Source organism: Labrys sp. F242 (assembly GCF_057813875.1).
Genome location: NZ_JBVASG010000001.1, coordinates 937,447 through 955,136, shown reverse-complemented (window position 1 = coordinate 955,136; position 17,690 = coordinate 937,447). Strand labels below are relative to the sequence as shown.

15 protein-coding genes are annotated in these 17,690 nt (G+C 63.6%); 7 read left to right on the top strand and 8 right to left on the bottom strand.

What is annotated here, in order from left to right; translation table 11 throughout:
- Positions 1–58: 58 nt before the first annotated feature.
- Together ACZYTC_RS04425 and cobS are read right to left on the bottom strand one after the other, a co-directional pair.
- Complete coding sequence (locus tag ACZYTC_RS04425) at positions 59–307, bottom strand: DUF1289 domain-containing protein (protein WP_441771956.1); 249 nt, start codon at positions 305–307, stop codon at positions 59–61.
- A gap of 36 nt (positions 308–343) precedes the next feature.
- Entirely contained in the window at positions 344–1,150 is an 807-nt protein-coding gene (gene cobS / locus ACZYTC_RS04420) for an adenosylcobinamide-GDP ribazoletransferase (protein ID WP_441771957.1), read from the bottom strand.
- 183 nt (positions 1,151–1,333) lie between these two features.
- Here cobS and cobT point away from each other — a divergent pair, with 183 nt between their 5' ends.
- The 3 genes from cobT to ACZYTC_RS04405 all read left to right on the top strand — a co-directional run bounded on the left by cobT (position 1,334) and on the right by ACZYTC_RS04405 (position 3,966).
- Positions 1,334–2,359, top strand: a complete 1,026-nt coding sequence (gene cobT / locus ACZYTC_RS04415; RefSeq protein ID WP_434957216.1) for a nicotinate-nucleotide--dimethylbenzimidazole phosphoribosyltransferase — start codon at positions 1,334–1,336, stop codon at positions 2,357–2,359.
- A gap of 241 nt (positions 2,360–2,600) precedes the next feature.
- On the top strand, positions 2,601–2,900 hold the full coding sequence (locus ACZYTC_RS04410) for a porin (protein WP_434957217.1): 300 nt from the start codon (positions 2,601–2,603) through the stop codon (positions 2,898–2,900).
- A 307-nt stretch (positions 2,901–3,207) separates the two neighbouring features.
- The gene (locus tag ACZYTC_RS04405; RefSeq protein WP_434957218.1) at positions 3,208–3,966 is read left to right on the top strand and encodes an MBL fold metallo-hydrolase; all 759 of its coding nucleotides are present in this window, start codon (positions 3,208–3,210) and stop codon (positions 3,964–3,966) included.
- A 93-nt stretch (positions 3,967–4,059) separates the two neighbouring features.
- Here ACZYTC_RS04405 and ACZYTC_RS04400 read toward each other — a convergent pair whose 3' ends face one another.
- Positions 4,060–4,662, bottom strand: a complete 603-nt coding sequence (locus ACZYTC_RS04400) for a hypothetical protein (protein WP_454814747.1) — start codon at positions 4,660–4,662, stop codon at positions 4,060–4,062.
- A gap of 110 nt (positions 4,663–4,772) precedes the next feature.
- Positions 4,773–5,759: a tRNA dihydrouridine(20/20a) synthase DusA gene (gene dusA / locus ACZYTC_RS04395; RefSeq protein ID WP_488988998.1), complete on the bottom strand. Its 987-nt coding sequence runs from the start codon at positions 5,757–5,759 to the stop codon at positions 4,773–4,775.
- Positions 5,760–6,268: 509 nt separating this feature from the next.
- Between dusA and ACZYTC_RS04390 the strand changes: the two genes are divergently transcribed.
- Positions 6,269–7,636 (top strand): outer membrane protein, encoded by a 1,368-nt coding sequence (locus ACZYTC_RS04390; RefSeq protein WP_441771960.1) that lies wholly within the window; start codon positions 6,269–6,271, stop codon positions 7,634–7,636.
- Positions 7,637–7,909: 273 nt separating this feature from the next.
- Here ACZYTC_RS04390 and ACZYTC_RS04385 read toward each other — a convergent pair whose 3' ends face one another.
- Positions 7,910–8,848: a LysR family transcriptional regulator gene (locus tag ACZYTC_RS04385; RefSeq protein WP_488988997.1), complete on the bottom strand. Its 939-nt coding sequence runs from the start codon at positions 8,846–8,848 to the stop codon at positions 7,910–7,912.
- Positions 8,849–8,964: 116 nt separating this feature from the next.
- Between ACZYTC_RS04385 and ACZYTC_RS04380 the strand changes: the two genes are divergently transcribed.
- From ACZYTC_RS04380 to ade, 3 genes are all read left to right on the top strand, one after another.
- Positions 8,965–10,761, top strand: a complete 1,797-nt coding sequence (locus ACZYTC_RS04380; protein ID WP_488988996.1) for an adenine deaminase — start codon at positions 8,965–8,967, stop codon at positions 10,759–10,761.
- A 175-nt stretch (positions 10,762–10,936) separates the two neighbouring features.
- Entirely contained in the window at positions 10,937–12,340 is a 1,404-nt protein-coding gene (locus ACZYTC_RS04375; RefSeq protein WP_434957224.1) for an NCS2 family permease, read from the top strand.
- Positions 12,341–12,406: 66 nt separating this feature from the next.
- The gene (gene ade / locus ACZYTC_RS04370; RefSeq protein WP_488989977.1) at positions 12,407–14,197 is read left to right on the top strand and encodes an adenine deaminase; all 1,791 of its coding nucleotides are present in this window, start codon (positions 12,407–12,409) and stop codon (positions 14,195–14,197) included.
- 24 nt (positions 14,198–14,221) lie between these two features.
- Here ade and ACZYTC_RS04365 read toward each other — a convergent pair whose 3' ends face one another.
- The 3 genes from ACZYTC_RS04365 to ACZYTC_RS04355 all read right to left on the bottom strand — a co-directional run bounded on the left by ACZYTC_RS04365 (position 14,222) and on the right by ACZYTC_RS04355 (position 17,678).
- On the bottom strand, positions 14,222–14,869 hold the full coding sequence (locus tag ACZYTC_RS04365; protein WP_488988995.1) for a glutathione S-transferase family protein: 648 nt from the start codon (positions 14,867–14,869) through the stop codon (positions 14,222–14,224).
- A gap of 10 nt (positions 14,870–14,879) precedes the next feature.
- Positions 14,880–16,646, bottom strand: coding sequence for a PDR/VanB family oxidoreductase (locus ACZYTC_RS04360; protein ID WP_488988994.1), 1,767 nt, complete (start codon positions 16,644–16,646; stop codon positions 14,880–14,882).
- A 126-nt stretch (positions 16,647–16,772) separates the two neighbouring features.
- Positions 16,773–17,678 (bottom strand): aromatic ring-hydroxylating dioxygenase subunit alpha, encoded by a 906-nt coding sequence (locus tag ACZYTC_RS04355; RefSeq protein WP_434957227.1) that lies wholly within the window; start codon positions 17,676–17,678, stop codon positions 16,773–16,775.
- Positions 17,679–17,690 lie beyond the last annotated feature (12 nt).

Genomic DNA, 17,690 nt, shown 5'->3' with positions numbered 1-17,690 from the left:
CCAGCAATCGCAGCGGCACCTCGAAGCACAAAAGAGTTCAGCCCTTCAAATGTGGCATTCATGCGCGGTTGCGCCGCCCGGTCCGCCTGCGCGCCGCCATCGCAGCGTCGAAAGCATCGCGGGCGGCCTGCAAGGCCGGCGTTTGCGCGAAACGCTCCGGCAATCTCGCCATCAGCGCCAAGCGGTCCTCCTCGCTCATCTCTACCCAGCGGCCGATTTCCAGGCCGGAGCGTCCGCAACCGATGCAAAAGCCGCTCGCCGCCTCGATGCGGCAAATGGCGATGCATGGCGTGGAGGTGATCTGCATGGCGTTCACAATCCAGATAGCGCGATATCGAGTAATCTAGGCATACCAGCCCAGCGGCGCCAGAGCACCTGCCAGAACCGCCACTTCGGCAAGCATCACGGCGGCACCGCAAACGTCGCCGGTCTGTCCGCCGATCTGCCGCTCCGCCAGCCTGGTGACAGCATAGGCCGCCGCAAGCCCGACCAAAGGCGCGAGAACCGACATGAAATGGCCGGTTCCGGCCCAAGCCAGGAGAGCCGCCACGACCATGGCAGGGACGGCTCCCGAGCGCCAGGCATGGCTGGTCAAACGGCCCACCGAGGCACCGGCGCCGTCCCGGCGCGCCGCCCCCAGCAAAACCAGCGGCAAAAGCCCCACGATACGGGAAACACCGACGGCAGCGGCCAAGATCAGGCCCGCGCGCCAGACGCTGCCCGTCGCCGTCAGCAAGGAGGCGAGCAACGACACCCGGGCGGCGAGGGCCAGCATCAGGGCCGTCGCTCCATAGGCGCCGATGCGCGAATCACGCATGATTTCGAGCTTGCGCTCCAGCGTGCCGCCACCGCCGAATCCATCCGCGACATCCGCAAGTCCGTCCTCATGCATGGCGCCGGTCATCACGGCCAGGGCGGCGACTGCGAAGATGGCGGCAACCGTTGCGGGCAAGCCGGCAAGATGGGCGATGGCCAGCACGATGGCGGCAGCCAGGCCGAGCACGGCGCCTGCCAACGGCGTGACCGGCGCCAGCCGCTCCATATCAGGCCGACCATGCGGATCGACTTCGAAGGACAGGACGGGCACCGGAAGGCGCGACCAAAAGCGCAGAGCCTGCGGAATGCTGGCGAAAAGCGATGAATGCATCATGGCGATGACCTGCATGCCATGCTGGCGCACATCAAATCAACGGTGCGATGACCCCTGCGGCTTTTCCTTGCACCGCCTCCCGTGTCGACGCCGGGGTATCAACCGTCGTCACACGACCTTTCCGCCTCGCAGCCATCGGTCTATAAGCGCGGCAAATCATTTCTCCTGCGCTGGAACATCCCAATGGCTTTTGCCGGCACCGCCCTGCCCTTCGACGACATACGCGAGCTTGCCCGCAACATGCCCGCCCTCGACGACAACGCCGTGGCAGGGGTGAAGCAGCGCGACAGCCAATTGACCAAGCCGCCGGGCAGCCTCGGTCGGCTGGAGACCATCGTCGAATGGCTCGCCGCCGTGCAGGCCACGCCCTCTCCCACGGTCTCGCGGCCCCTGGTGGCGATCTTTGCGGGCAATCACGGCGTGGTCGCCCGCGGCGTTTCGCCCTATCCGCAGGAAGTCACGCGCCAGATGCTGGAGAATTTCGCCGCCGGGGGCGCCGCGATCAACCAGATCTGCTCGACATTCGACATCGGCCTCAAAGTGTTCGATCTCGCTCTGGATATCCCCACCGGCGACATCACCTGCGAAGCCGCCCTCGACGAAAAAGCCTGCGCGGCCACCATGGCTTTCGGCATGGAGGCGGTTTCCGGCGGCATCGACCTGCTGGTTCTGGGTGAGATGGGCATCGGCAACACCACGATCGCCGCCGCCATCTACCATGCTCTCTACGGCGAGGAGGCAGCCCATTGGGTCGGCCGCGGCACGGGCATCGACGATGCCGGCCTGGCCCGCAAGATCGCGGCTGTCTCCGCCGCGGTCGAGTTTCACCGCGACCATCTCAAGGACCCGCTCGAAGTGCTGCGGCGTCTCGGTGGCCGCGAAGTCGCGGCGATGGCCGGCGCCATCCTGGCGGCCCGCAGCCAGCGCGTGCCGGTAGTGCTGGACGGCTATGTCGTCTGCGCCGCCGCGGCCATCCTCCATGCCATGGATCCCGCCTTGCTGGACCACTGCATCGCCGGGCATGTCTCCGCCGAGGGAGCCCATGCCGATGTACTGGTTCGTCTCGGCAAGAAGCCCCTGCTTGATCTGGGCATGCGACTCGGCGAAGCATCCGGCGCTGCCCTGGCGGTGTCTCTCATCAAAGCAGCTCTTGCCTGCCATACCGGCATGGCGACCTTCGCTCAGGCTGGTGTCACCGACAAGGCGTGAGCTGCGCTTGATGATACAGATAGGGCGGGACGACGACGAAATGTAACAAACCGTTACATCTCGTGTTCCACCCGCAAAAGCTTTGCCGCGAAGTGGTCACGATCGGGCGCTAGGCCTGAGTCGATGCTAGAGTCGGGTATGTCTCGGTAAAAATGCCTGCTGTGCTCTAATTTTTGTTTCGACGCGTCTTTGCGAATGTCGGTGATTCCGCCAAATCGCAAAACGCTTTAGGAGCCTATTCATGTTCAGGACGATCAGCGCCGCCATTGCCGTGTTTGCCTTCACGGCACCTGGCTTTGCCGGCGAGAAAACGGATCCCCGCTGCAGTCAGTATGGCGAAGGGTTCGTCTATTCGGCCGATACCGGCATGTGCATCAGGGTCGGCGGCGAGTTCAGGGCCGATTACGGCTTCAGGAAGCAGAGCGGCCTCGGCCAGCAGAGCGGCTTCGGCTCCTCCGTCAAGGGCCATGTCGATGCGCGCGGCAACACCGATCTCGGCCCCTTCCGCATCGTGGTCGAACCGACCGCACGCAAGTTCTGAGCCAGGCAGACTCCCCTGATCGAACTGCAGGGTCTCAAACGCCCGCTTTGTGCGTTTTCGCACAGACAGTTTCGGCATTTCGTGGGCTGGCCTCTCCTGGCCCATTCTCGCCGGTTTTGGCTGCTTTCTTTGAGTTGAAGTCCCGGGACTTTTCGGTTCATACCGGTGGATGACTTGACATGCATCACCCGGCTGAAGCCTCGCCGACCTGCGAGGTTTCCGATCGAAATAGAACAGACTTCGGCATGAGGCAGATACTTCTTCGCTCCCCCCAGTTCTCGATGCCCCGGCAGCAGGGGATCCTGTCATGCGTGTGACGGTGATCGGTTGCGGCGATGCATTCGGGTCAGGTGGACGGTTCAATACCGCCAGCCTGGTCGAAATCGAGGACCCGCAGGAGGGCCGCACCGTCTGCCTGCTGGATTGCGGCGCGACGACGATGACGGCGCTCAGCGCCATCAACATCGACCCCGACCAGATCGATTTGATCATGCTGACTCATCTGCATGGCGATCATTTCGGCGGCATTCCTTTCCTGCTGCTCGATGCGCAATGGGTCCGCAAGCGCACCCGTTCACTGCGCATCATCGGCCCTCCCGGTACGATCGAACGCCTGTCCACCACCATCGAAGCCCTGTTTGCCGGGGCGACCATGGAGACGCCCTGGAGCTTTGCCTGGAGCGTGGAGGAAATGGCGCCGGGGACGCAGCGCGAAGCCCAGGGCTTCACGATCCGTACCGTCGAGGTGGTGCATCCCTGCGGCGCGCCGGCCACCGCGGTGCGGCTGGAAGGCGGCGGCAAGATCTTCGTGCATTCCGGCGACACCGAATGGACCGAAGTCCTGCCTGAGATCGCCGACGGCGCGGACCTGCTCTTTCTCGAATGCTTCGCCATCGAGGAAACCCCGCCTCACCTCAACTATAATCGCCTGCTCGCCCGCCGCGGCGATTTCAACGCCAAACGCGTCGTGCTCACCCATATGGGCCCGACCATGCTGGCCCATCATGACAAGGTCGACCGCACCTTGTTCGACCTTGCCGAAGACGGCATGGTGATCGAGATATAGGCTCTACCTTGGAGCGCGGACATCTTGCCCGCTCTTCTCGCCCTGCATTCGGCGGTTCCAAGAGCGGACAAGATGTCCGCGCTCCGATTCTTCTCACATCGGCGGCGCGGCGCCGTTCTGGCCCGTAGCGACGCTGTTTGTCCGCCAGTCCTTGCCGTCGGGCTGGGCCACGACGAAAACCGCGATCCCCGGCTTGATGATCGTGCGCTCGGCCGCATTGAACTGCACGACGGGAACCTCGGGCGGGATCACGATCTTGCGGCTGCCACCGGGAAAGCTGAGCATGACCTCCCGACCCGCCGCGGTCGAGACGACCTCGCCGCCAACCGTGCCATTGGTCATGCGCGCGCCCGGCTTGGAATCCCAGTCCCGCTCGCCCTCGCCACTCTTGACGCCGGGCGGAAAGACATGGACCTCCAGCGATTTGCCCGAACCGTCTGCCTGGGGGATCTGCGCCGTGCCGATGAAGCTGCCGGCATGGATGGCCTCGACGCTGATGGGCGCCACCAGCCGGGCCTTCCAGTCAGGCGCAAGATGGATCGAAATGCTCTGGCCGTCCGAGGTCTTGAGGCTGAGCCCCTTGCCATCCAGCGACTCGATCGTGCCGCGGAAGATCTTGCGGGGGGCCTCCTGCGCCTGGGCCGGAAGGATGAAGGCGAGCACCAGCAAGCCGGCAAGCCGATAGGGTTTCGTCATGATGCAAACTCCGCGCCCCCGCGACGCAACAGCGTCCCCGATGACGCAGCATAGCGCCGCGGCGAGACGAGGCGATTCACTTTGACGGGAGCAGAGGGTCGGCGGCCCGATCAGGCGGCCTTGGCCTCGATCGCGCGGCGGACATGCGCAGCCGCCTCGAACAGCACTTCGAGCCCGGCTCCCGGCTTGACCGCCTCGGTGGCGAGGTGGCGCCGATAGAGCCGCGCGCCCGGCCGCCCCGGGAAGAGACCGATCATGTGGCGGGTGATAGAGCTCAGCCGCACGCCCTCAGCCAACTGCCCCTCGATATAGGGCGCCATCGCCTCGATGGCCTCGAAGCCGTCGGCGACAGGCGCGGCCACACCAAACAGCGTGGGATCGACGGCGAGCAGGATCTCGGGATTCTGATAAGCCTCGCGCCCCACCATCACGCCGTCGAGACGGGCGCGATGCGTGCTCCATTCCTCGACGGCCTTGATGCCGCCATTGATGGAGATGGAGAGATCGCGATTGGCTTCCTTCAGCCGATAGACACGGCCGTAGTCGAGCGGCGGCACGTCGCGGTTTTCCTTGGGGCTCAGCCCCTTCAGCCAGGCCTTGCGCGCGTGCACGATCAGGGCATCGACGCCGGCAGCCCGGACGGTCGCGGTAATGCGATCGAGTGCGACCTCGGGATCCTGCTTGTCGATGCCGATGCGGCACTTGACGGTGACGGGCAGATCGACCGCGGCCTTCATCGCGGCCACGCACTCGCCGACGAGTTCCGGTTCCGCCATCAGGCAGGCGCCGAACCGCCCCTCCTGCACGCGATCGGACGGGCAGCCGACATTGAGATTGATCTCGTCATAGCCGAAATCGGCGCAGATGCGGGCCGAGGTGGCCAGGTCCTTCGGATTGGAGCCGCCAAGCTGCACGGCGATGGGATGTTCCTCGCCGGAAAAGCCGAGCAGACGCTGCCGGTCGCCATGGATCACGGCACCGGTGGTCACCATCTCGGTGTAAAGAAAGGCCTTCGCCGAGAGGATACGATGGAAGAACCGGCAATGACGATCCGTCCAGTCCATCATCGGGGCGATGGAGAAGTCTCGTTCCAACATGCTGCTTTCGTCGCTCTTTCACACTCGCGGCACCCATCCTGAGGGCGTCGGGCCGCTGAGCGCCGCAGGCTCTTACAGCATTTTCCTGTTTTTTTCAAAGAGTTGATCGCCGTCCATTCAGCCGACGCGCTGGACATAATAGCGCGGGATCTGCCCTTTTCCTCATCTCGATAGAAATCGGCGCAGAAACGGCGCGAGATGTGCCGACATCAGGAAAGGAGCCATGACCATTCCGCTGAAGCCACCTCGACCAGACCGACACGCGCGTTCTGGTTGGCAACATGAAGAACCCAGGCGAGAAGGTCGGCAACGAAACCTGAAGCGATCTGGTGCCAGCAACCGCTTGAGCGTTGCTTGTTTCATAAGCAGTTTAAAAGGCCGCTCTGACTAAGCTGAATGGAATGTAACCTTGAAACTGCCATGGCTTTCGGCCGTTTTGGAATAATAGACTTTGCGTTTAGCAGTGCGCGATGCCATAATTCTCCGGCAATGCGCGGCTGGAGAGTTTCATGCGCCCGAATCGTGATGCCAAACATTCTCGATCAAAGATAGCCTATCAAGTATTATTGGCGACAACAGGACTTCTAGCCATCCCAATAGACGGACAGGCGCAAGAATCAACTGCTCTCTCCCTGTCCTCTTCGCCATCCTATTCTTGGTCCGGGGCCTATTTCGGGGCGCAAACCGGCGGCGGATGGGCGCGTGCTCATTACAGCCTGGGTCCTGCCACCCGAAGGCGACCGGCTCAACCAATCGACATGGCCGGCGGTTTGGCCGGGGTCTATGCGGGATATAATTTTCAGTCGGGCCCATTGGTGGCCGGCATGGAGGCTGACTTCGCAAAGACATGGATTCGCGGAGATCGCTTCGTCGTACCGCTCAATGCCATGTCCGTCGGTTCGCAGATCGATTGGAGCGTTTCCGTTCGGGGGCGGCTGGGATACGCGATCGGCAACTTCCTGCCCTATGTAGCCGGCGGAGTGACGTTCGCCGACGCAAATTTCCCGACCGTCCTGTATGGCGGGCAGGCACCCCGCAACGACCACCAGTCGCATGTCGGATGGACCATCGGCGCAGGCATCGAATACGGGCTATCCGAGAACCTGATCCTTCGCACCGAGTACCGCCATACCGATTTTGGCAAGAAATACGTATTCCGAACGATGCCCGATGGTTCCGCCGATCGCCCGGCGCAAACCTCAATCGCCACCGACGAGATCCGGGTCGGCATCGCCTGGAAACTTGGAGCCCCGTCTGGATGGGGCGAGCAAGCTCTTCCTTGGGCGAAACTCCCGCCCTTTGATTGGAGTGGCCCCTACGCCGGCGCCCAGGCCGGCTTCGCCTGGGAACGGTCCAGCTATTATCCGCTCACGGCAATATCGTCACGGGTTCAGTTGAACACGTCGACCACCGTCCCGTGGATTTTCGCCGGCTATAACTGGCAGGTTGGAAGGATCGTCCTGGGTGGGGAAGGCGACGTTCTCCTATCGAAAATCAACTCCCGCGGGGTCCTAAGGGATGCCCATGGCACACCCTACCCAGACTTCCAGGTCGCGTCCGCCCTGGATCATGCTTGGTCGGTTCGGGGTCGGCTCGGTTTCGCTTTCGGTCGATTTCTTCCCTACATTACCGGAGGCGTTGCCGGAGCCAAATTCAGTCATACCGTCGAGACCCCCTTCGAGCAGCGGAAGTTCAACCATCATTTCACGCGTTGGACGGCGGGAGCCGGGGTGGACTACGCACTTACCAATCATCTGCTCGTCAGAGTGGAATACCGCTACACCCCTTATGGAGAAGTCACTCCGCACAGAGGGCCTAGCCATATGGTCGACATCAGGACGGATGAGGTTCGCATCGGCGCCGCCTTCAAACTGTGAGGGCATGGGTCGCAACAGCCGAGGCAGTCTTTGAGCGCCGGCGACGGCGCATCTCTCGCCGAGCGGAGAGCTCCGAATATGCAGATGAAAGGGAAGTTCTCAGTACGGTTGTGGGACACCGCTTTCGCTGCTCTTTACGCCTCTAGAGCAAAGCGCGTTCACACGTGAACGCTTTTTTCTCTAACTCTTTGTTCCGACGCGTCTTTGCGATTCTCGGTGATTCCGAGAAATCACAAAACGCTTTAGCGCCCAACACGATGATATCGCCCGTCCTCAGCCGACGCGCTCGACATAATAGCGCGGAACCCGCCCCCTTTCCCGGTCGCGATAGAAATCGGCGCAGAAATCGGCGAAGGCCCGGAAGCGGCGCGAGACGTGGCGGCGCCGGGAGTATATCAGGTTGATCGCAGTCTCCGGCGAGCGCCATTGCGGCAGGACAGGCGCGAGCAGGCCATGCTCGCATTCGGTTTCGACGAAGAAACCGGGCAGATAGGCAATGCCTTCGCCGGCCACCGCGAAATATTTGAGGGTCCAGTAGTCGTTGGTCATGCAGTTCACCGCCGGCAGGATGTCGGTCTCGGCGCCCTGCGCATCGGCGAGATACCAGGATTGCGGGCGGGTGGGCTGGCGGAAGATCAGGCCGCGATGGCGGGCGAGATCGTCGGTCGTTTCAGGCAGGCCGTGGCGGTCGAGATAATCAGGGCTGGCATAGAGCCCGTAGGAGGCCGTCGCCAAGCGGCGGCTGACATAGTCGATCTCGGACGGCTCTCCCCAGTGGAAGATACCGTCGAGCGCCAGTTCAGTGACATCCGAGAAAGGCTGCCGCGAGGTCAGGAACATCACGTCGAGCACCACCTGCGGATAGTTCTGGCGGAAGGCGAACAGCAGCTCGGAGGTGATGGTGGTGCCGAACTCGCCGGTGGAACCGACCCGCAGCGTGCCGGCGACCTCGTGGCGCATCTCGGCCATGGCCGTCGCCGCATCCTCGCAGCTTGCCTGGATGCGTCGGGCGTGACGCAGCAATTCGGAGCCGGCATCGGTCACGTGGAGGTGATGGCCTTCGCGCACGAAGAGTTCGACGCCGAACTCGTCCTCGAGTTGGCGGATGCGATGGCTGAGCGTGGATTTGGGCAGGCGGTGCAGCCGCGCGGCCGCTGAAATCGAGCGGGCATCCGCCACCTTCACGAAGCAATCGATGATGGAAAGATCCATGCCGGCCCCAATTTCGTTCAAAGAATTGGACGATCAGTTCATCGGATAGCCTAATTCGACCAGTTGTGTAAACGATCGGCGGCCGAAATACTCCCTTTCAATCCAGGGAGGTTTCAGTGACGGATATACGGGAGTTCATTCGCGCCGCGTCGGGCCATGGTGCCAAGGCGAGTCTGGCGGTTCGCGGCGGCCGGCTGGTCAATGTGGTGTCGGAAGAGATCTACAAGGCCGACATCGCCATTCTCGGTGACCGCATCATCGCCGTGGGCGATATCGCCGACCATATTGGGCCGCAGACCGAGATCATCGATGCCAGCGGCAAATATCTCTGCCCGGGCATGATCGACGGGCATCTGCATGTCGAATGCTCCAAGCTCTCGATCACCAGCTTCGCCAAGGCCGTCGTGCCGCTCGGCACCACCTCGATCGTCACTGGCCTCGACCAGATCATCGTGGTGGGCGGCCCGGCCGCAGCCCGCGAATTCCTCGACGAGGCCCGCCAGACGCCGCTGAAAGTGTTCTGGGGCGCGCCCTGCAAGACGCCATACACCATGCCCCGCTCGACCGTCGGGCATTATTTCGGCCCGCAGGATCACCTCGCCACCCACCACTGGCCCGAATGCGTCGGCATCTGGGAGACGGTGCGCGAGTTCATCCAGGAAGAGGATGCCGACGTGCTCAAGGCGATCGAGATCGCCGAGGCCAGCCGCCTGCCCCTGCTCGGCTGCTGCCCGATGACGCGCGGTGCCCGGCTCGACGCCTATCAGCAGGCCCGTGTGCGCGCCGACCATGAGAGCTACACGCCCGAGGAGATGCTGGAGAAGCTGCGCGCCGGCATGCATGTGGTGGTGCGCGAATCCTCGATCTCGCACTTCCTTTCCGACAATCTGCGTATCGTCACCGAAATGGGCGTGAAAGCGCTGCGCCGTATCAGTTTCTGCACCGACGACGTCGTCGCCAGCGATATCCTGGCGCGCGGCCATCTCGACAACATGGTGCGCATGGCGATCGCCATGGGCATCTCGCCGATGGCGGCGATCCAGATGGCGACGATCAACGGCGCCGATGCCCTGAGGATCGACGACAAGGTCGGCTCGATCTCGCCGGGCCGTGCCGCCGATATCCTGCTGATCAACGACCTGCGCGACTTCAAGATCGAGGCGGTGATCGCCAAGGGCGCCCTGGCGGCGCGCGACGGCAGGATGGCCGTCGATCTCGCGCCTCCCCCACGCAGCGAGGCCCTGCTGCACTCGATCAAGCTCGAGCCGATCAAGCCTGAAGAAATCGCCGTGCCCGTCACCGGCGCCGGCGACAGTGCCGACGTCCTGGCGATCGCGGTAACGCCGGAGAAGATCTTCGTGCGCACGCGACGCGACGTGACGCTGCCGGTGAAGGACGGGCGCGTACAAGCCGATATCGGCCAGAACGTGCAGTACATCACCGTGGTCGAACGCTACGGCAAGACGCGCAACCGCCCCGTCGCCTTCACCTCCGGCTTCGGCCTGAAGGCCGGCGCCATGGCCAGTTCCACCGCCCCGGATGACAACAACATCATCTGCATCGGCACCGATGCCGAAGACATGGCCGTTGCCATCAACCATCTCATCGCCAACCAGGGCGGCCAGGTGGTGGTGCGCGATGGCAAGGTGCTCGAATTCCTGCATCTGCCGATCGGCGGCATCGTGGCGGATATCGAGCCTCAGGCGATGGCCGAGAAGGAATTGCGGCTCGACGACGCGGTGCGGAGCCTCGGTTGCGACCTGCCCTGGCCGTTCATGTACATGTTCGTGCTGCAGATCACTGCGATTCCCGACTACGCAATCACCGATCTCGGCATGGTCGATTGCGTCAACTTGAAGGTGATCTCGCCGCTGGCCGATGCGGCCGGCAAAAAAATCGAGGCGGCGGCATAACGCGCTGTCGAAGGCTTAGAGCCGCTCCACGAACAAGCAGGTTGATAAGATTGTCATCCCCGGCCGAGCCTTCACAAGCTTGCTTGTGAAGGCTCGGCCGGGGATGACAAAACGCCGATCGCAAACGGCATCTGGTAACGACGGCAAGAACGACAATAATTCCTGGGGAGGAGAAATGGGCTATCAGACCGACATCGAAGCCAGACACGCAGGCCAGGGGCAATCCTGGCTCGCGGCTGCGCTCGACCGCTATTTCGGCATATCCCGGTTCGGATCGACGGTTCGCACCGAGATCCTGGCCGGACTGACGACGTTCCTGGCCGCGTCCTATGTCATCGTCGTCAATCCCTCGATCCTGTTGCCGGCCGGCATCCCGTTCTCGGCCGGCGTCACCGCCACCGTGCTGGTCAGCTTCATCGGCAGTTGCGCCATGGGGCTCTATGCCCGCAGCCCGATCCTGGTGGCGCCCGGCATGGGCATCAATGCCCTCTTCACCTATACGATGGTGCTGGGCGCCAAGGTGCCGCTGGAGATCGCGCTCGGCTGCGTGCTGTGGGCCGGCGTGCTCTTCACCATCATGGCGCTCCTTGACCTGCGCACGGCGGTGATCGAGGCGATACCGACAGACCTTCGCTATGGCATTGCCTGCGGCATCGGCCTGTTCATTGCGCTGATCGGCCTGGTCAACGCCAAGTTCATCGTCTCGAATGCCGACACCATCGTCGGGCTCACCCATTTCTCGCCCGTGACGCTCACCTTCATCTCCGGCTTCATCGTCACGGTGGCGCTGGTGGTGCGCCGTGTGCCCGGCGCCATGATGGCGGGCATGATCCTCACCACCCTTCTCGCCATCCCGATCGGGCGCTGGTGGGGGGATGGCGCTGCCTTCAATGCCGGCACGCCCGACCTGCACACGTTGGTCAATTGGAGCGGCCTGAGCGCGGCCCCCGATTTCAGCTTCGTCGGCAAGATCGATCTCTTCGGCGCTCTGCAATTTGCCTATGCGCCCTTCATCTTCGTGTTCCTATTCACGAATTTCGTCGAGGCCTTGTCGACCTTTCTCGGTCTCGCCGAAGCCGCCGATCTCAAGGACGAGAACGGCATGCCGCGTAACGTCAAGCAGTCGATGCACGTCGATGCCGTTGCCGCCCTGATCTCGGCGCCGCTCGGCACCAGCCCGGCCACGGTCTATCTGGAATCGGGTGCGGGCATCGCCCAGGGCGGGCGCACGGGCCTGGTCGCGCTGGTCTCGGGCCTGCTCTTCCTGCCTTTCCTGTTCCTGTCGCCGCTGCTTTCGCTGGTGCCGGCCATCGCCACGGCGCCGGTGCTGATCCTCACCGGCCTGTTCATGTCCGAGCCGATGGGCCGCATCCAATGGTCGAGCATGGAGGATGCCATCCCAGCCTTTCTCGCCATCGTGCTGATCCCCCTCACCTTCTCGATCACGCTCGGCCTGTCGCTCGCGGTCATCGCCTATGTGCTGCTCAAGCTTCTGGCCGGCAAGCCGGGCGAAGTGAAGCCGGTGATGTGGTTCGTGGCGGTGCTTGCGGCCATGCTGGTCTTGCAGGTGCAATCCTGATGAGCCGCGCGGGTGGGCGTCACCACGCCCGCCCGTTTCTTCCCCGAACTGAAAGGACAGCAGGACATGCTGAAGCCCTGGTCTGAAATCGCGCCCCGGCTGGTCGACGTCGCCATGGGCCGGACACCGGCCGATCTGGTCATCCGCAACGGGCGCTGGGTGAACGTCTATTCCGGCGAGATCGTACCGGGAACCGACATCGCCATTTCGGCCGGACGCTTTGCCTATGTCGGGCCTGACGCCAGCCACACCGTCGGCCCTGAGACCAAGGTCGTCGACGCCACCGGCCGCTATCTCGTGCCGGGCCTGTGCGACGGCCACATGCATGTCGAAAGCGGCCTGGTCACGGTGACCGAGTTCGCGCGCGCCGTCATCCCGCACGGCACCACCACGATGTTCATCGATCCGCACGAGATCGCCAATGTGCTGGGCCTGCCCGGCGTCAAACTGATGAACGACGAGGCCCAGAGCCTGCCGATCAACATCCTGGTGCAGGTGCCGAGCTGCGTGCCGAGCGCCCCCGGGCTGGAACGCGCCGGTGCCGAGCTCAGCGCCGATGATGTCAGGCAGGCCCTGTCCTGGCCCAACATCATCGGCCTCGGCGAGATGATGAATTTCCCGGGCGTCGCCTCGAACGATGCCAAGATGCTGGCGGAAATCGCCGCGACGCAGGCGGCCCGCCTCACGGTCGGTGGCCACTATGCCTCCCCCGATCTCGGCCGCGCCTTTCATGCCTATGCGGCCGGCGGCCCGGCCGACGATCACGAGGGCACCACCGTGGACGACGCCATTGCCCGGGTGCGCCAGGGCATGCGCGCCATGCTGCGCCTCGGCTCGGCCTGGTATGACGTCGCCGCCCAGGTCAAGGCCATCACCGAACGCGGCCTCGATCCGCGCAACTTCATCCTGTGCACCGATGACAGCCATTCCGGCACGCTCGTCAATGACGGCCACATGAACCGGGTGGTGCGCCATGCCATCGCCCAGGGCCTGAAGCCCGTCACCGCCATCCAGATGGCAACGCTCAACACCGCCCAGCATTTCGGCCTCGAACGCGAGCTCGGCTCGATCGCGCCCGGCCGCCGCGCCGATCTCATCATCAGCTCCGACCTTGCGGCGCTTCCCATCGAGATGGTGTTCGCCCGCGGAGAGCTGCTGGCCGAGCATGGGGCCCTGACGGCGGAGATCCCGCGCTACGCCTATCCGGACAGTGCCTGCAACACGGTGCGCCTCGGCAAGCACCTGGAGGCTGAGGATTTCGATATCGCCGCTCCCGGCGCATCCGAGGTCACGGCCCGGGTGATCGGCGTGGTCGAGAACCAGGCACCCACAAGGGCGCTGGAAAGGAAGTTGCCGGTCAAGGATGGTATCGTCGGCATGAACAGGGCCGACGATGTCTGCCAGATCGCTTTGGTCGAGCGTCACCGCGCCACCGGCGAGGTGGTCAACGCCTTCGTGTCCGGCTTCGGCTACACCAGGGATTGCGCCATGGCGTCCACCGTGGCGCATGACAGCCACCACATGATCGTCGTGGGCACCAACAAGCGCGACATGGCGCTGGCCGCCAACCGGCTCGGGGAAGTCGGCGGCGGCATCGTGATGATCAGTGAGGGCCGCGAACTCGCTTTGATCGAACTGCCCGTGGCCGGACTGATGTCTGACGAGCGGGCCGAGATCGTGGCCGGGAAGGCGAGCCGGTTGGTCGAGGCGATGCGTGACTGCGGCTGCACGCTCAACAACGCCTATATGCAGCACTCGCTGCTGGCGCTGGTGGTCATCCCGGAGCTGCGCATCTCCGATAGGGGGTTGATCGACGTCACCCGTTTCGCCAAGACCTCGGTGCTGGTGGAGGGTTAAGTCGGGCTCGAGGCGGCGTGCCGATCACGCCGCTTTCGCCGGGCCGGCGGGGAAGACGCCGGACATCACCGAAAAGCCCTTGATGCGCTTGACCCGATCGGACCAGCGGCGGATCGCCGGATAGTCCTGGCGGGGAATGCCGCCCTCCTCCGACAGCATCACATAGGGAAAGCAGGCAATGTCGGCGATGGTCGGCTTGGACGCGCTGCAAAGCCAGTCGCGCTTTTCCTGCTCGCCGAACCACAGATGCTCGTCGAGGATGCGGAACAGGCGATGGGCGCCTGCCCGCGCCGCCTCGACATCGAGTTCGTAGAAAAGGCCGTCATGCAGCCGCGCCGCCGAAGCCGTGGCGGTGATGCCGTCGGCAAAGGCAAGCCATTGGCTGATCTCGCCGAGCAAAGCCGGGTTGCCCTGTGGATACCAGCTGCCCCCTGCGTCATATTTGGCGGCGAGATAGACGAGGATGGCCTGGGCGTCGCGCAGCACCAGCCCGTCATCGTCGATCACCGGCAATTGGCCGAGCGGGTTGATCCTGAGGAACCAGTCCGACTTGTGCTCGCGGCCGGGATAGAAATCGACCGGCACGGTTTCATAGGGGATGCCGAGGATCCCCATCAGCAGGCGAAGCTTGTAGCAATTGCCCGAGAGTTCGTAGTCGTAGAGTTTGATCACGGCTTCAATCCTACAGATCGAGAATGAGGCGGGCGGATTTGGCGCGCGACACGCAGGTCATGATCTTGGTGCCCGATTTCTTCTCGGCCTCGGTGAGATAGACATCCTGGTGATCGGGCTCGCCCTCGATGACCGAGCACAGGCAGGTGCCGCAGGCGCCCTGCTCGCAGGAGGAGGGCATGTCGATGCCCGCCTCGCGCATGACTTCGAGGATGGTGCGGCCGGCCGACACCTTCAGCGTCACGTTCGAACGCGCCAGGGCGATCTCGAAGCTGGAGCTGTCGTCGATCGCCTTGGTGTTCTTGAAATATTCGAAATGCACCGCCTCTTCCGGCCAGCCGAGTTCGGCGGCGATGGCGCGTGCTGCCTCCAGCATCGGCCCGGGGCCGCAGAGATAGAGATGCCTGTCACCGCCATAGGAGCCAAGAATTTCGCGCAGCTTGCCCGCCGTCGCTTCCGGGTCGAGCCCGAGATGCGGCACCAGCGTCGCTTTCAGAAGATCCAGGCGATCGCGAAAGGCAAGCTGTGACTCGTTCTGCGCGAAATAATGGAACTCATGCGCCAATCCCTGATGATGCAGCGCCTGGGCCATGGCCAGCATCGGCGTCACGCCAATGCCGCCGGCGATGAAGATGGTCCTCAAGGCATCCCGGCGCAGGGGAAAATTGTTGCGCGGATCGGAAATCGCCAGCACGTCCCCTTCGCGCACACTGTCATGCAGGCAGGTCGAGCCGCCCTTGGAATCCCGCTCAAGCTTGACACCGATGACATAGCGGTCGCTCTCGCCTGGCCCATTGGTGATGGAATATTGGCGGATCAGGCCGTTGGGCAGGTGTACGTCGATATGGGCGCCAGGCTGGAAGGTCGGCAGCAGCCCCTTCACCGGACGCAGTTCAAAACCGACAATGCCATCGGCCACCTGCCATTTGCGTGCCACCTCGACACGAATGGTGGCCTTGCGGCCATGCGCGGTGAGTTCGGGCATCTCCGCAAGCTCGGGCGAGACGCGCTCGATCACTGCCTCGAGGGGAGCCGGCGCCGGCCGGGCAGCGGCCTCGCGCTCCAGCCTGTCGCGCAATTTCGACAGAAGCTCGTTGTGATGACGCAGCACCACCAGGCGGCCGGCCCCTTCCGGGATGGCATCGAGCACGCCCCGGATGACGGAGCGATTGGAATCGACCGGCTGCACGAAGAACACCGCCAGGGTCGAGTGCTCGCTCTCCTTCGAGTGCAGCGTCACGCTGAGCCCATCGGCGGCTTCGACCGTCACCTCAGCGGCCGAACCCATGACAGCGTCGTTCGGCTGGAAGCGGTAGGCCTTCAGCGCTTCTGCCACCAATTCCGGCTGCGCATTCACCGGGATGCCGCGCAAGGCCAGGAAATTGCCTTCCGGCAGTCCGTTGATCTCCGGGAGCTCGCCGAGCGGCTCCTCGGTCGACCAGATCAGGCCGTAGCGCTCCACTGAAGCGAAGGTGCGGTTGGTGATGGTGCGCGCCGGGGCATCGGCCGGATGGGCGGGGATATAGGTGCAGCCTGCCGTGCGGTTGGAATAGCGCCAGCCGTGATATTGGCATTTGAGCTCGCGCCCGTCATTGATGCCGATCGACAGGCGCACACCGCGATGCAGGCAGCGGTTTTCCCAGATATTGACGTAGCCGTCATCGGCGCGCCAGACGGCGAATTCGCGGCCGAGCAACTGGCCATGGAAGACATGGCGGCATGGCAGGTCGTGAGACGCGGCAATGGGATGCCAGCGGGTCTTGGCGGTCTCGAGCATGGTTGTCTCCGGAATTCGGCAAAGCGTTTTGCGATGAGACGTAGTCACGTCGAACCGCAAAGACGCGTCGAAACAAAAAGCTAGAGCAAATAAGCGTTCACGCCTGAACGCGCTTTGCTCTTGTCGTCAGGTCGCGGCCGGGATGACGCCATAGGTCACGCCCTTCTGGCTGAGCCAGCGGCGATAGGCGATTGCCGACTTGTCGGCGCGGATCGGCGTTTCAGCCCTGGGATCGAGCGGCAGGCGCTTGGGGAACTGGTTTTCCAGGATCGGCTTGTCCTGCCCGAAGATGGTCTGCTGGAAACGCTTGATCACCTTGTCCTCGTTCTCCTCGTCAAGGACACACAGCATCATGTGCGCGCGGACATGCTCCTGGTCGATCGGCTGCAGGAAGACGGCGATCACGTCGCGCCGATTCTCGTCGGCCGGGCTCGATTTGTAGAGCACCGAGCAGAAGGGATGGGGCACGCGATAGACATAGTCGACATCGGCGCCGCCGGTCGAAACGGTTGATGCCATCGGCTGAAAGAAGCGGCAGCGCGTTGCCAGGATCTCGTCGCGATCCACCGAGATCTCGACGTCGTATTCCTTCACTTCCGTATGCGGCTCCGCACCGAGGATGTCGGTGTGGACATAGGGAAAATGGCCCATGTCGAGGAAGTTCTCGATCGCGCGCGGCGCCGAGACATTGACGCCGACGGTCGCGGCATTGAGCCGACGGCGATCCGGCTCGGCGAATTCCGGGATGGGGAAGAGATCGGCGGGCGGGGTGCCGAGCGAGGTCCAGACATAGCCATAGGCGACCTTGACCGGCAGTGTGCCTTCCAGCGATCCGATATCGATGGCGTCGCCGAGCTTTAGTGTGGGCCGCGCGCGCCAGACGGCGGCATCGCCCCGCTCGTCGACGGCATAGCCGAGCCTCTCCTCGAGAAGCACGGTCTCAGCGACCCTGCCGGCAGGTGTCTCGACAACCGCTGCGAGCGGGTGCCACAGATTGAGCGTCACCAGATCCTTGCATCGTGTCTCGGTCATTGCTGTTCCTCT

What these genes read in the sequence shown, in the direction of transcription:
- ACZYTC_RS04425 (WP_441771956.1), bottom strand. Translation starts at nt 307, where the DNA reads ATGCAGATCACCTCCACGCCATGCATCGCCATTTGCCGCATCGAGGCG.
- cobS (WP_441771957.1), bottom strand. Translation starts at nt 1,150, where the DNA reads ATGATGCATTCATCGCTTTTCGCCAGCATTCCGCAGGCTCTGCGCTTT.
- cobT (WP_434957216.1), top strand. Translation starts at nt 1,334, where the DNA reads ATGGCTTTTGCCGGCACCGCCCTGCCCTTCGACGACATACGCGAGCTT.
- ACZYTC_RS04410 (WP_434957217.1), top strand. Translation starts at nt 2,601, where the DNA reads ATGTTCAGGACGATCAGCGCCGCCATTGCCGTGTTTGCCTTCACGGCA.
- ACZYTC_RS04405 (WP_434957218.1), top strand. Translation starts at nt 3,208, where the DNA reads ATGCGTGTGACGGTGATCGGTTGCGGCGATGCATTCGGGTCAGGTGGA.
- ACZYTC_RS04400 (WP_454814747.1), bottom strand. Translation starts at nt 4,662, where the DNA reads ATGACGAAACCCTATCGGCTTGCCGGCTTGCTGGTGCTCGCCTTCATC.
- dusA (WP_488988998.1), bottom strand. Translation starts at nt 5,759, where the DNA reads ATGTTGGAACGAGACTTCTCCATCGCCCCGATGATGGACTGGACGGAT.
- ACZYTC_RS04390 (WP_441771960.1), top strand. Translation starts at nt 6,269, where the DNA reads ATGCGCCCGAATCGTGATGCCAAACATTCTCGATCAAAGATAGCCTAT.
- ACZYTC_RS04385 (WP_488988997.1), bottom strand. Translation starts at nt 8,848, where the DNA reads ATGGATCTTTCCATCATCGATTGCTTCGTGAAGGTGGCGGATGCCCGC.
- ACZYTC_RS04375 (WP_434957224.1), top strand. Translation starts at nt 10,937, where the DNA reads ATGGGCTATCAGACCGACATCGAAGCCAGACACGCAGGCCAGGGGCAA.
- ade (WP_488989977.1), top strand. Translation starts at nt 12,407, where the DNA reads ATGCTGAAGCCCTGGTCTGAAATCGCGCCCCGGCTGGTCGACGTCGCC.
- ACZYTC_RS04360 (WP_488988994.1), bottom strand. Translation starts at nt 16,646, where the DNA reads ATGCTCGAGACCGCCAAGACCCGCTGGCATCCCATTGCCGCGTCTCAC.
- ACZYTC_RS04355 (WP_434957227.1), bottom strand. Translation starts at nt 17,678, where the DNA reads ATGACCGAGACACGATGCAAGGATCTGGTGACGCTCAATCTGTGGCAC.